Source organism: Kitasatospora sp. NPDC050543, assembly GCF_044457565.1.
Classification (GTDB): Bacteria; Actinomycetota; Actinomycetes; order Streptomycetales; family Streptomycetaceae; genus Kitasatospora.
This window is the reverse complement of record NZ_JBITGZ010000035.1, coordinates 37,740-50,539: the sequence shown is the minus strand read 5'-3', so window position 1 is coordinate 50,539 and position 12,800 is coordinate 37,740. Positions and strand designations below refer to the sequence as shown.

Here is a 12,800-nt window from a genome sequence, read left to right as displayed (position 1 = left end):
GCCGCGGGGCCGCCGGACTCAGGGCGGCAACGGCTCGACGAGCACCGACCGGGCGGAGATCGTGTCGATCACGACCACCCGGGTGTTGACCGCGACCGGCCCGGCGGACCAGGCCGCGAACACCTCCGACCCGCCGCGCAAGCCGACCAGCACCTCGCCCGGCCCGTCCGTCGGGATCGGCACCGTAACCCTCCCGACGGCTCCGACCGGGCTCTGCCGGGAGTCATCGGCCACGTACATGACACCTCGTGCCGTGAGACACGACGGCGCAGTGGGCGGCCGGAACACGAACGGCCACGGGCGGCACCCCTCCTGGAGGCACCGGGCCCCCGGTCGATTCCTTCGGCAGAATGCCTGCGAGCAGCGCGCGCGGCGCGACCGCCCCGACCCCACCCACGGTACTCCGGCCGCAGCAGGCAGGCGTTTCTCGGGTACCCGGCTCGGATCTCCTGCCCGGGAGTCCCGGCCCGGAGCCGACCGGGCCCGGCTCGGAGGCTGGGCCACCAACCGCCCGGATCGGCGGATTTCCGGGCCACCCGGATGACGTCGACACCGTCGTCAAGGCGGCGGGCGAGCGCTACACAGCGCTGCTCCCGTCGTTCGATGCGTGACCTGCGGCCGCGCCAGGCCCTGCTGCTGACGCCGGCGGCCCCGGCGCGCCGATGGCGTGTGGCTGCGGTCCAGTCGAGTGGGCCTGTCGTACGGTCGGGGTCGCAGACCGGTGTCCACGCTGATCCGGTCCCGGTCCCGGTCCCGGTCCCAGCCCAACTGCCCTCCCCCCGGGTAGCTGGGCTTCACTGTGACCGCCGCGGAACCGGGCCTGCCCGGCACTGCCCGCCGGGTGGACCGGGGCGGCCGCACTGCCTCTCGACGGCTTCGGCTCGCGCGGGTCGCGGCGGGGAGCGTACACCGGAGACATGGCCCGCGCCGACGGCACCGCGAGAATCGATTCCGGCGACGACGCGCCGGAGCTGTGCGACGAGTGCGGGCTGCTGGCCCCGGCGCGGGAACTGGTGGTGCTGCGGGTGCCGGACTCCTCCGCGGTGGACACCGATCCGCGCTTCGACGGCGGGCGGCTGCTGCGCGCGTGCTGTGAGCCGCACCTGGTGCGCCTCGCCGCCGGCTACCGGCGCCGTCCGTTCGTGGTCGAGGAGCTGTGAGCGGGGCAGATCACCCGGGCGGTGCGTCTGCTCGGCCCGCTGGACGAGAAAGAGATGTACGACCGTGTGGTCGTGATGACCGGCCTCGACGAGGAACAGATGATGCGGGCGGTCGCCTGGCAGGACGGCCACGGCCATTCGTCCGGCGCCGGCCCGGGGTGAGCGGCCCCAGGGCGTGAGCGGTTGCGCGGTCGTGGTGGTCGACCGGTGGCAGTCGGGCCGGGGCTGGTGCCCGCAGGACCGGGCACATCTAGCTGACGTGCGACGCCGTCCGCGCCGACCAGTGTGCAGCTGCGTGGGCGTCCGCTGCTCCGGTCAGACGCCGGAGACGTCGGCGATCTGCCCGACCGCGGCGGTAATGGCCATGGCCAGCCCTCCGCCGAGAACGACCCGCACGGTCGGCCGCAGGACGCCGGTGCCGGCAGCGCGGGCCGCCAGGACGCCCGCGCCAGCGAGGCCGAGGAGTGTGACGGCGACGATCAGCCACAGCCGGGCGGTGGTGGTGCCGGCCAGCAGTCCGAGGAAGGGGGCGAGTCCCCCGATCAGGAAGCTCGTGGCCGAGGCCAGGGCGGCCTGCAGCGGCTTGGCGGCGCTGTGCTCGCTCTGGCCGAGTTCGTCACGCAGGTGGGCCTGGAGCGGATCGGCCTCGTGGAGGGCGACCGCGACCTGCCGCGCGAGGTCGCCGGGGACACCGCGCGCCTGGTAGATGGCGGTGAGTTCGGCGAGCTCGGCCGCCGGGTTCTCGGCGAGTTCGCGCTGCTCCCTGGCCCGGTCGGCGGTCTCGACGTCGACCTGCGAGCTGACGGACACGTACTCGCCGGCTGCCATCGACAACGCGCCCGCCGACAGCCCCGCGAGGGCACCGGTGACCACCGTCGAGGTGCTCGCGCCGCTGGCCGCGATGCCCACCATCAGGCTCGCGATAGACACCAGCCCGTCGTTGGCGCCGAGGACGGCGGCGCGCAGCCAACCGGCCCGGCCCGCGCTGTGGCTCTCCTGGTGCGGGTTGAGCATGTCGAAGAAGGTCGTCAGTCAAACGCTCCCGTCGGATCGTCAAAGGTCATTCTCGGCGTGCCGGCGGGTGGGCGCACCCGGCTGTCCAGCCTCGGAGGGTGCCCGAGGCGGCACGTGGCAAGGCGGTCAGGTCTGGGCTCTGCCGGTGTGGAGTGCGAGTCGGGGGCAGGCGCGGACGGCGCGCCGGGCGTGCGCGTGCAGTCGGGTGGGACGGCGGTGTCGTGGAGGACGGGGTAGCCCCATTCGTCGAGGCTGATGAGTTCGGGCAGCAGCTCGGCGCACTGGCCGTGGCCGGCGCAGGCGATGCGGTCGACCCGCAGCAGGGCCCGTGCGGGGGTCATCGCCATTTCTCTGATCCGGGCGGTGGGTGGCGCGGGCAGGATAACCGGACGGCGACAGGGGCTGCGGTGGAGGTGGTGGTCGACGTCGTCGGCGAAGGCGGTGAGGGCCTCCCGCCGCGGCGACGATGGCGCTCGCCGAGTACGGGGAGTCGGTGATGGAACTGACCCTCCGGGGGCTGGAGTTGAACACCCTGGATCCGTACCTGGCCGGCTGGCGGCTGCGGATCGTTCCGACGATCGGGCACCTGCCGGTGCGGACGGTCACGAACGGAGTGATTGACCGAGCCGTGTACGGCTGGATCGCGGATGAGCACGGCCGCTCGACGGTGAACAACACCCTCGCCATGCTGGTTCGGGTCATGGAACAGGCATTGCGCGACGGGCTGATCGACGTCAACCCCGCCAAGGTGACCGGGTGGCAGCGGGAGTACCAGCGGGCAGAGGACGAGCTGGACGACCCGCGAGCCCTCGCCCTGCCGGACTGGGAGACGTTGGACTCCCTGGCGAACGCCCTGGTACTGCGCTCGCACGGCCAGTACGGCGGCTGGGGAGAGGTGGTGCGCTTCGCGGCCTTCACGGCGGCCCGGATCGGCGAAGTCTCGGGTGTCCGGCGCAAGGACATCGACCGCGAGAGCTGGACCTGGAACCTGTGCCGGCAGACCACCGCGGCACCCGGGGGACTGGTGGACAAGGGCACCAAGGGAAAGCGGCGGCGCACCGTGCCGCTGATCCCGGAGATCCGGGAGCTAGTCGCGCGCCGCCTCGACGTGATCGAGTCGGACCCGATGGCCAGGCTCTTCACCGGGCCCCGGGGCGGCCGGATCAGCACGGCCGTCCTGCGGGACGCCACCCACTGGGACGAGGTGGTGGTGAAGCTCGGGTACGAGCACCTGCGCCGCCACGACCTGCGGCACACCGGCCTGACGTGGATGGCGGATGCCGGTGTCCCGGTGCACGTGCTCCGGATCATCGCCGGACACGGTTCGCTGACGACGACTCAGCGGTACCTGCATCCGGACCGACGTTCGATCGAGCTGGCGGGGGAGGCGTTGAGTGCCCACCTGAGCGGTCCGCGCCTGGCCCCTGGTCCCGAACTGGTCCCGCAGCAGCCTGACGGCCGTCACCTGCGGCTCGTCCGCTGACCTTGGGTCGGGAACGGCAAAAGCCCCGCTGGCCTGGACTTTCGTCCAGTCAGCGGGGCTCCGACATCACTGTCGGGACGACAGGATTTGAACCTGCGACCCCTTGACCCCCAGTCGCGCGACCATCCAGCTTTCTGCACGTCAGGCGCTGAACGGAGCGCGGCGTCCGTGCGATGGAAAGAAGTCCGCGTACAGCGGTTCGCCGTGTGTGGTCCCTCGCCTGTCCCCAGCGTAGCGGGCGCTGACCTGCCAGGCGACCTTCCGGAGGGACCTCTCTAGGAACCTACGGAATGCGCCCAGAGACACCTATCAGGTGCCATATGAAACCAGCCGGAGGCTCCATTTGGACCGATTGCAATCTAGAGGTGATTGCATCGGGCCCCGGGGGCTCCGTGAGAGAGGGCGGGGCCCGGCGGCGGGTGGCCGTCCGGGCCCCGTGAACTGACAGGTGCCGTGCGGGCTGCTGCTACTGGGCGGGCTGCAGATCGGCTGGGTCCTTGAGGTCGCCCGTGGCCAGGTCCGCAGGGGCGGGCAGATAGCGCTCAGCGTCCAGGGCCGCTGAGCAGCCGGAGCCGGCGGCGGTGACGGCCTGGCGTAGGTGTGGCCGACGACGTCGCCCGCGCCGAACACGGCCGTTGAGATCCCCCAGCCGTCACGGCCGCTACGCAACGTTCCAGGTCGTCCGCCTGATGCCGCCACCTCGACGCGGCTTCTGAGCTGACCTCAACAGCAGACGACGTCACGGTTCCAGCCGGTTCGGGCCGCGGAAGAGGAACGTCGCCTCACGGATCGAAGGCAGGCCGAGCAGGAGCATGATCACCCGGCTCAGGCCCAGTCCGAAGCCGCCGTGCGGCGGGGTGCCGTAGCGGAAACAGTCAAGGTACTGAGCCAGTGGCGCGAGCTCCATGCCCTTCTCCAGGGCCTGCGCGCTCAGCACGTCGTAGCGGTGCTCGCGCTGGGCGCCGGTGGTGATTTCCACGCCCTTCCAGAGGAGGTCGAAGCTGGATGTCGTGTCTGCGCTGTCGGCGCGGCGATGGTGGTAGAACGGACGGACCTCGGCCGGGAAGTCGGTGATGAACACGAACTCGTGGCCGTACTCCTCGGCGATGAGCGCCGACAGCGTGCGCTCGCCCTCCGGGTCGAGGTCGACCGCTTCCCCGGCCGGGTCCCACCCGGTGGCGCGGAGCTTCGTGAGAGCCTCGGCCATGGTGACTCGGGGGAACGGCAGGGTAGGGACGGTGACGTCGACGCCGAACAGTTCGGCGATCTGCTCGCCGCGCTCGGCACGGACGGTGGCCAGGACCCGCTGGAGCATACGTTCCTCGAAGGCCATCACGTCCTCGACGCTGTCGATCCAGGCGATCTCGACGTCGACGCCGGTGAACTCGGTTGCGTGGCGGGAGGTGAACGATGGCTCGGCTCGGAAGACGGGGCCGATCTCGAAGACCCGGTCGATTCCGCCGGCGATGGCCATCTGCTTGTAGAACTGCGGTGACTGCGCCAGGTATGCGGTGCGGTCGAAGTAGCCGACCTTGAAGACCTCGGCACCGGATTCGGAAGCGGTCCCCATCAGCTTGGGGGTGTGCAGCTCTGTGAAGCCCTCGTCGTCGGCGATCTGACGCATCGCCTGTTCGATGGTGGTCTGGACGTCGAAGACCAGGTGCTGGGAGGGGCGACGCAGGTCGAGGAACCGCCAGTCGAGGCGCTGGTCGAGTCCGGTGTGCTCGTCGATCGGAAGGCCGGTCTCCGCCTGGGCGACGATCTCCACGCTCTCGGGCAGGATCTCCAGGCCGCCGAGTTTGACGACCGGGTTCGCGACGACCTTTCCGGTGATCTTCACGGCGGATTCGAGGGTCACCTCTTCGAAGGCTGCTTCAATCCAGTCCTCCTCGCCACCGCGCGGGTGGGTGACCTGCACCATGCCGGTGTGGTCACGGACCAGGACGAACTGCATCCGGCGCTGGAGGCGGAGAGTGTTGATCCAGCCGTAGACGGTGACGGTCTCGTCCAGATGCGAGCTGAGGTCGCGGATCAATGTACGAGCCATAAGAGGCAACTCCCTGGTTGCAGGCGCGTTGGTCGCGCGGTTTCGGCGGGTGGTAGACGGCCACCCGGGGGGAGCCCCAGCGTAGCGGACGTCTGGGATCAGGGCTCGCCGTTATCGCCCGATCCGGTGACTGCGGCGCTGAGCGGTGGTCGGTCTCGGCGACGGCCTGCACCCGGCGAGAACTGCCAGGCGCCAAAGGGAGGCGGTCAGGACAGGCCGGCGCCGCGATCGGGCGCTCCCCGCGGGCGCGGGCTCAGGCCAGGCTGAAGACGCCGGAGAACACTGGGAGGTCGTAGCGCCTGGTGATCTCGTTGAAGCCCAGGTGAACGTCGATCAGGCCGTCGAGGTCATAGTGGAACGGGATGTCCTGCTGCTTGACGACGAAGGGGGTCAACACCGTCGGAGACGGTACGACGCCGAGCGCCGCGATGGTCTCGAGTCCGCGCAGGGTGTCCTCGGCGGGCTCGATGCCGGCCAGCAGGCAGCTGCCGACCTGCTGGTGCCCGAAGATCTCTACCGCGTCGGAGAAGACGCTGACATAGTCCTCAAAGGTCAGCGTGCCCTTGTAGCCGTGGACGTACTTTTGCCGGTAGGTGTTGTTGACGATCTCGACGCCGCTGTTGAAGCGGCTCACGCCCGCTTCGTGGAGCGCCTTGAGGTAATCGTGCCGTCGCACCGCATCCTGACGCAGCGTCGGCGGGATGACCTGGGAAACGTAGATTCCCTGGTCGTAGCCGGCTTCCCGGAGCGCTCGCGCGATGCGGCGGTGGCGGTCCAGCTCGAGCTGCTCGTTGGTGATGCTGCCGGTGCACAGCCACACGATGTCGTATTTGGTCCGGAAATCCTCGGCGTGCTCCTGGACATGGGTGAGGCACTGTTCGAAGTTCGCCTTGTAGCTCGCGGCCGGGACCTGCTCGACCGCGAGGACCTCCCACTCCGACTCCTTGAAGCAGAAGTCGCAGGAGTAGGCGCAGTAGGTGTGGTAGTCGAAGACGAAGCTCCGCAGCCCGTTCTCGCGCAGCAGCCCGAAGTTGTACATGCCGGTGGGCGCTCGATCGTCGTCGACGAACTGGGCGCACGCTACCGAGCGGGCCTGGCCGTTGATGGTGGCAGTGAGCTGGCCAGCGTCGAACATGAAGGGGGAGCTCTGGTTGACGCGGACGGTGACCTTCTTGCGGTAGTCCGGCCCGCTGATCTCGATCTCGATGCGCGGAATGACCTGCCCCAGCACCGGCAAACGCAGCGCGGTGGTGGTGAGTTGGACGCCGTCACGCAGCGCACCGAGGCGGAAGGCCTCTTCCAGGGGAACCTTGTCCAGGCCCTTCAGGTGCAGGGCGAAGCGGGCGTCCCGGTCAGTTCGTGCGGTCATGGCGGACCTCCAGCTTGGCGGTGGCGGCGGGCATCATGCGGCCTGCGTTGGCGCTGAGCAGTCCCGCAGCGGCGTCATGCGGCAGTGCTTCCAGTGCGGGGGCCCAGGCCGAGGCCGGATCGGTCGGGGTGCCGGGGTGGGGGTAGTCGGTGGCCAGCATGATCCGGCGGTGGAGCCAGTCGGGCATCGCTGCCAGGTCCTCGCCGAGGCCGACGGAGAAGAAGAGAGTGTCTCGGTCCTGCAGGTAGTGCTTGGGTGGCTGGTCGGGGAGTTGCTGGCCAGTGCCGTGCAGGGTCTCCCACGACTCGTGGGCGCGTTCGATCCAGGCCGGGAGCCAGCCGGCGTTGCACTCATGGAAGGCGAAGCGCAGGTGGGGGAAGCGGTCCAGGACGCGGGAGTCGAGGAGAGCGGTGAGGAAGAGCTGTCCGGGCAGGGTCTCGTGGACGTGGTTGAAGAATCGGCCCAGACGGGGGTTCCGCAGGCTGGTGGGCTGCTCGGTGCCCAGGAAGTGGGGGATGGCTACCTTGTGAAGGTGGACGGTCAGGCCGAGGTCCTGAGTGGTGGCGAAGAAGCTGTCTGCGGTTCGCAGACTTGTACCGATGCCGGTCGGCAGCATGACGTGGCGGAAGCCCTGTTCGGCAAGGCTGACGACTCGCTTCACCAGGCCGTCCGTGAAGGCGAGTTGGGCGACTGGAAGCAGGCGTCCGCTGGTGTCGGCGGTCATATCGAGCAGCCAGCGGTTGTAGGCGTCGAAGTGCGCGATGGTGTAGGGGCTGTCCGGTCCGGCCTCTCTCGGCCAGATCAGGCCGAGAGAGGGGAACAGCAGGGTAGATCCGATGCCCGTCTCGTCCAGCCAGGCGACCCGGTGCTCCGCGTTCCAGGAAGCCGATGTGCACGAGTCACGGTAGGAGGCGAAGCTGCCGTCGGCCGGCAGGGTGTTCCAGTCCACGACGGCCTGTCCCGGGACCGGGACGATCCCGCCGAGGCGGCGGATCATTTGAGACGGTCGGCCGTTGATGAGCAGCTTGTCGCCATCTGCCGGGTCGCGGAGCACCTGCAGCCCGTTCTTGCGGTAAGCCGGGTCCAGGTAGTCGGACCAGAGCCAGAGCGGCTCCATGATGTGCCCGTCGGTGTCGACAACTTGGTGATCTCGCCACATGGCGTGGGTCCTCCCTGGAGGTCGCTGAGTTGGGGTCACTTGGGGCGTGCGAGGGTGCTGCGGAACTCACTCGGGTACTGGTCGAAGCGGGAGTCGAAAACGACCCGTCCGTCCGCCGGCAGCGTGCGGCGCAGGAGTACCCGCTGGATCCACCGGTCGGTGCCGTCGAAACTTGGCTGGAGAGCGGTACGGCCGTGTACGGCGCGCCGGTTGTCGATGACCAGCGCTTCCCCGGACCGCAGCGTGACCTCTTCGGCAGCGGCAGTGAATGCCGCGTTCAGCTCGGCGAGCGCCACGGCGCCGTCAGGCGACAGCGGTGTGATGCTGTGCTGGTAGTCCAGGCGGAGTCCTTCGGTCGTCTGCCGGAGAATCGGGTGAGGCTCCGTCATTCGCCGTCCCCCGGCCATGTGCGAGCCGTGGTCACTAGGAAACGCGAACATAGGCGCGGCCAACTGCCGACGGCTCGAGGCGGAGATGCTCTCCAGCGCCGTACCGATGTCCGCGACGATGGTCTGGACTGACGAGTCGGGATCCGCCCGCAGTCCCAGCAGGACGAGATGGTCTGGTGAGAGTGCGGCAAAGGCCGCCTCGGTGTGCAGCACCAGCTCGGTGGATCCTGTTGCGGACTGAATGGTTCGGTGAGACGCGATCGGATAGCGGTTCTGCACCATGTGGCCGCTGTCCCACTCGCGATAGGTGAAGATCTCTCCCACACAGGAGCCCAGCAACGCCAGGAGTGCTTCCGTCCCCAGACGGCCGATCTCTCGCTGGTGGTCGAACTTCACGTTCGGAGTCGGCGGCAGCCCGGACGGGACGGGTAGGCCGCGCACGAGCAGGACTGGGGTTCCCTCATGCGCGCCCGCCCGGGCAAGCGAACGGACAAGCTCGCTCGGCAAGTGAGGGGTGGCCGCCCGCGCCTCCTCAACGAACGCCATGCCCGACCGGTACGGGTCCGCAGTGATGCGGTCGGATAACCGTCCCAGTGCCGAGCGTGTCTTGGGCGACAGGTCGATGACTTCCACCACGCCCGCCGGTGCAGCAGGTCTGTGCCTGCGGATTTCCTCAGACGTGACGGTGAATCGGCGCGACGCACGGCCTTCTGGGAGACGGTGTGTGCTGGCCATCTCCGGTGTCCACGGGGAGCTGTGCTGGTCTGACATCGTTCTCCCTTGCGATGGCATGGGGGGATCGGCCTCCCGCGCGTCCGTCAGTGCGTGGTCGCGGCGGGATGCTGAGTTTTCTAGCGAGGGGGCGAGACTCAGCCCGGGTCGGCCGGGCTGTGCGGCAATTCGACCGGCAACACGGCCCAGACGACCGTTCTGTCGGCAATGGGTGCCCACCCCCACAGCCGAGCGAATTTCTCCACCAGGAGCAGCCCGCGCCCGTCCTCGTCGGACTGGCTTCCTTGCCGACGACGGGGCGTCTCCGTGGCGTGGTCGAAGACCTTGATGAGAAGCTCTGCACCCGTCAGGCGCACGCTCAGCTGGATGTCGTCGGCCTCCTGTGACGCGCCGGCCGCGTTGCTCACCAACTCGGTGACGATGAGCTCCGCATCCGCCAGCGCGTCTCGATGCAGGTGGTCCGTGAAGTGCGCCCGAACCCGACCTCGTGCCATACCGACGGCAGCCGGCCTTGCGGCCAGGTGGCAACTCAGCACCGGGACCGATACCCGACAGTCGCTCAGCGAGGTCAACATCATCACCTGGCCTACACCGAACGTGGTCTCTCGATCTGACAAGGTGCACCTCCCTCCTGCCGGACTCGCCGCACGCTGCCTGCTGGCACTGGCCGCGGCAGAAGCCGACGGTTCGTCATCGATCGTGGCCGCGTGGTATCCGCGTCGAAACCTCACCGGGCCACGATCCGTAGACAGACCCGCAAGGGCTGGCCCCAGCTCCCTTCGCCAATCCCCCAAGTTGTGATCGAGATCATCGCCACGCCAGTGCCGCAAGGGCTTCTTCGGTCTCGCACGGTGGTACCTCCTCCCAAGCGGTTCGGATCTGAGCGGTCGCCACCGACATCGTTCGATCCCGCGCAAATCGCGGAAACCCTCTCCGTCCCGCGGAAGTTGCGGTATGTAGTGGAGCGAGAGCGCCCGGGAACAATTCAGCCCGGGCGCAGACACCGTGCCCAGTCCGGCAAAAGGACAGCGGCCGCTGTCCACTACAGACGATTCGGGGGGACCACATGCCCAGGCCACCACGGCCGCTCGAGCCTTCGCGCTCAGCCGCGCACTGGCTCGGGGCTGAGATCCGGCACTGGCGCTCGCTCCGCGGTCTGACCCAAAATCAGCTCGGCGCGCTCGTCCACATCAGCGGTGACCTGGTCAGCAAGATGGAGAAGGCCGAACGTCCTTGCCGCCCCACCCATGCAGCCGCACTGGATGCCGCGTTGGACACCGGCGGCGTCCTCAGCCGCTGCCTCGCGTTAGCGAACGCCGAAATGGACAACCGCTCCCGGGAAATGGACAACTCCCCCAGCAAGGCCGTCGCTGCTCCCGCGAAGCCATGGACGGCAGGCACCCTGGAGGGGCTACGGTCCGCCCCCGAATGGAACGAGCCGAGTCCCATGGAACGACGTAACTTCCTTGCCGCGACGAGTACTGCCGCCCTGGCCGTCGGCCCTCTGCTCCAGCTGATAAGCGCTACCCCGGCCACCGCCGCCCCATCAGCGGTCCGCCCCGGGGACATCGAGCAGATCCGCACCGCCGCGACCACCCTGCGCAGCTGGGACAACCTCTACGGCGGAGGCGGTGTCGTTCGCGACACCGCGTTCGCCCAGCTGCGCTGGGCGGCAGGCCTGCTCAACATTCCCTGCCCGGCGCCGCTCAGGCCCGATCTGTTCACCGCCGTCGGCAGGCTCGCCACCGTCGTCGGCGCCTCGGCCTTCGACGCCTTCGCCCACGAAGATGCCCAGCACCTCTATGCCTTCGCCACTGCTTGCGCGGAGGAAGTGGACAACTGGGCGCTGCGAGCGATCTCCTACAACCTGCGCTCCCGGCAGGCCATCTGGCGCGGTGATCCGGACTCAGGTCTGACCCTCGCCGAGCTGGGACTCGCGCGCGCGGACCGCCTCTCCCCCGCCGAACAGTCCATGCTGCACAACGCCCGGGCCCGGGCCCTGGCCAAGATGGGCCGCACCCAGCAGACCCTTGCCGCGATCGGGACGTCCGACGACGCGTTCGCCAATATCGTCTCCGTGAACGAAGGTCCGTGGATGGCCTATTACGACAATGCCCAGCACCACGGCGACTCCGGCCACGCCCTGTTCGATCTCGCCCTCGCTGGCCACAGTCCGCGCGAGGCACTCCACCGACTGCAGACTGCTGTCGACGGCCACACCGAGAGCTTCGCCAGGTCCCGCACCTTCTCCCGCACCAAACTGGCCTCCCTGCGGATGGCCACCGGTGACCCGGCGCAGGCGGCCGTCGAAGGCCGCGTCGCCCTTGCCGAGGTCAGCCAGCTCCGCTCCCTCCGCGCCAATCACGAACTGGCCGACCTCGGCCGTCTCGCCCACCGCCACCGCACGGCTCCGGACATCCGCGCCCTGCGCGAGCAGATCACCTCTACGGTTGCCCTGTGACCAACGTCGATGCCTCCCACGCTCTGCTGCTCAAGGCCTGCACCGCAGCAGGCCTGTCAGCGGACCAGGCCGAACCGATACGCATCGGCGAGAATGCCCTCTGGAAGCTCCCCAACGGGATCGTCGCCCGCATCGCCCGCCCCGGCCAGCGGACCGCCGCCGTACGGGAACTCGCAGTCGCCCGCTGGCTGCACACCTGCGGCATCCCCGCCGTGCGCCCATTCGACCAGATATCCGAGCCCCTCGACGCCGACGGCCACCCCGTCACCTTCTGGCACGAGCTCCCGCCCCACCGCCCTGGCGCAGCAGCCGACCTCGCCCCGCTCCTTCGCCAGCTCCACGAGCTGCCCGTCCCGGACTTCCCGCTCGGACGCCTCGACCCCTTCGTCCGCCTCACCCACCGCATCGACGGCGCCACCACCCTCGACGACAAGCAGCGGGAGTGGCTCCGCCACCGCCTCGGAGAACTCCAGGCCGCCTGGTCCAACCTCCCACCCGGCCAGCCGACCAGTGTCATCCACGGCGACGCCTGGCGTGGCAACACCGCCGTCACCCCCACCACCGCCTACCTCCTGGACTTCGAGCGCACCTCCGTCGGCCCGCCCGAGTGGGACCTGGCTGTCACGGCCGTCGGCCACACCAGCTTCGGCTCCATCTCCACCGAGGAGTACGCGGCATTCTGTGCGGCCTACGGCGCAGACGTGACAGCCTGGGCTGGTTACCCCGTTCTCCGCGACATCCGCGAGCTCCGCGTCACCTGCTTCGCCCTCCAGCACGCCGCCGCCGACCCGATCCGCCACCGCGACCAGGCCCACTACCGACTCGCCTGCCTCCAAGGCCGCCACGGACCCCGCCCCTGGGGCTGGACTGTCGTCAGCTGAAGTGGCCTACAGCAGGGTGTTCCCCGGCTCAGCCCGTCGAAGCCACGTGGTCGTCCGGCGAGCGGGCTTCGAGGCCAGCGACGCGGGCGCGCAGGCCAGGATCGG

Annotated in this window: 13 protein-coding genes and 1 pseudogene; 5 read left to right on the top strand and 9 right to left on the bottom strand. The window is 69.3% G+C overall.

Annotated features, from left to right (window positions below; all coding sequences use genetic code 11):
* Positions 1 to 18 precede the first annotated feature (18 nt).
* A complete protein-coding gene (locus tag ACIBH3_RS30225) occupies positions 19 to 183 on the bottom strand; it encodes a hypothetical protein (RefSeq protein WP_396315295.1) in 165 nt (54 codons plus the stop codon).
* A gap of 734 nt (positions 184 to 917) precedes the next feature.
* Here ACIBH3_RS30225 and ACIBH3_RS30220 point away from each other — a divergent pair.
* Positions 918 to 1,160 (top strand): hypothetical protein, encoded by a 243-nt coding sequence (locus ACIBH3_RS30220; RefSeq protein ID WP_396315294.1) that lies wholly within the window; start codon positions 918 to 920, stop codon positions 1,158 to 1,160.
* 21 nt (positions 1,161 to 1,181) lie between these two features.
* On the top strand, positions 1,182 to 1,322 hold the full coding sequence (locus ACIBH3_RS30215) for a hypothetical protein (RefSeq protein ID WP_354642928.1): 141 nt from the start codon (positions 1,182 to 1,184) through the stop codon (positions 1,320 to 1,322).
* A gap of 153 nt (positions 1,323 to 1,475) precedes the next feature.
* On the opposite strand, the gene ACIBH3_RS30210 is transcribed toward ACIBH3_RS30215, so the two are convergent.
* Positions 1,476 to 2,174 carry a VIT1/CCC1 transporter family protein gene (locus tag ACIBH3_RS30210; protein ID WP_396315293.1) on the bottom strand — a complete coding sequence of 233 codons (699 nt, stop codon included), beginning with the start codon at positions 2,172 to 2,174 and terminating at the stop codon, positions 1,476 to 1,478.
* A gap of 14 nt (positions 2,175 to 2,188) precedes the next feature.
* Complete coding sequence (locus tag ACIBH3_RS30205) at positions 2,189 to 2,515, bottom strand: ferredoxin (protein ID WP_396315292.1); 327 nt, start codon at positions 2,513 to 2,515, stop codon at positions 2,189 to 2,191.
* Between the two features lie 155 nt (positions 2,516 to 2,670).
* Between ACIBH3_RS30205 and ACIBH3_RS30200 the strand changes: the two genes are divergently transcribed.
* Positions 2,671 to 3,657 (top strand): tyrosine-type recombinase/integrase, encoded by a 987-nt coding sequence (locus ACIBH3_RS30200; RefSeq protein WP_396315291.1) that lies wholly within the window; start codon positions 2,671 to 2,673, stop codon positions 3,655 to 3,657.
* Positions 3,658 to 4,123: 466 nt separating this feature from the next.
* Here the strand turns inward: ACIBH3_RS30200 and ACIBH3_RS30195 are convergent.
* From ACIBH3_RS30195 to ACIBH3_RS30170, 6 genes and pseudogenes are all read right to left on the bottom strand, one after another.
* Positions 4,124 to 4,293: pseudogene (locus ACIBH3_RS30195) on the bottom strand (thioredoxin-disulfide reductase); the annotation flags it as partial.
* Positions 4,294 to 4,396: 103 nt separating this feature from the next.
* On the bottom strand, positions 4,397 to 5,704 hold the full coding sequence (gene aspS, locus ACIBH3_RS30190) for an aspartate--tRNA(Asn) ligase (RefSeq protein WP_396315290.1): 1,308 nt from the start codon (positions 5,702 to 5,704) through the stop codon (positions 4,397 to 4,399).
* Between the two features lie 253 nt (positions 5,705 to 5,957).
* Entirely contained in the window at positions 5,958 to 7,073 is a 1,116-nt protein-coding gene (locus tag ACIBH3_RS30185; protein WP_396315289.1) for a radical SAM protein, read from the bottom strand.
* Complete coding sequence (locus ACIBH3_RS30180; protein WP_396315288.1) at positions 7,057 to 8,232, bottom strand: amidohydrolase family protein; 1,176 nt, start codon at positions 8,230 to 8,232, stop codon at positions 7,057 to 7,059. Before ACIBH3_RS30180 ends, ACIBH3_RS30185 begins: the two co-directional genes overlap by 17 nt.
* Positions 8,233 to 8,267: 35 nt before the next feature.
* Positions 8,268 to 9,257 carry a TauD/TfdA family dioxygenase gene (locus ACIBH3_RS30175; protein WP_396315287.1) on the bottom strand — a complete coding sequence of 330 codons (990 nt, stop codon included), beginning with the start codon at positions 9,255 to 9,257 and terminating at the stop codon, positions 8,268 to 8,270.
* A gap of 233 nt (positions 9,258 to 9,490) precedes the next feature.
* Positions 9,491 to 9,970 (bottom strand): ATP-binding protein, encoded by a 480-nt coding sequence (locus ACIBH3_RS30170; RefSeq protein WP_396315286.1) that lies wholly within the window; start codon positions 9,968 to 9,970, stop codon positions 9,491 to 9,493.
* 449 nt (positions 9,971 to 10,419) lie between these two features.
* Here ACIBH3_RS30170 and ACIBH3_RS30165 point away from each other — a divergent pair, with 449 nt between their 5' ends.
* Complete coding sequence (locus ACIBH3_RS30165; RefSeq protein WP_396315285.1) at positions 10,420 to 11,814, top strand: helix-turn-helix domain-containing protein; 1,395 nt, start codon at positions 10,420 to 10,422, stop codon at positions 11,812 to 11,814.
* Positions 11,811 to 12,695 (top strand): phosphotransferase enzyme family protein, encoded by an 885-nt coding sequence (locus tag ACIBH3_RS30160; protein WP_396315284.1) that lies wholly within the window; start codon positions 11,811 to 11,813, stop codon positions 12,693 to 12,695. The genes ACIBH3_RS30165 and ACIBH3_RS30160 overlap by 4 nt, the downstream gene beginning before the upstream one ends.
* The last annotated feature ends 105 nt before the right edge of the window (positions 12,696 to 12,800 follow it).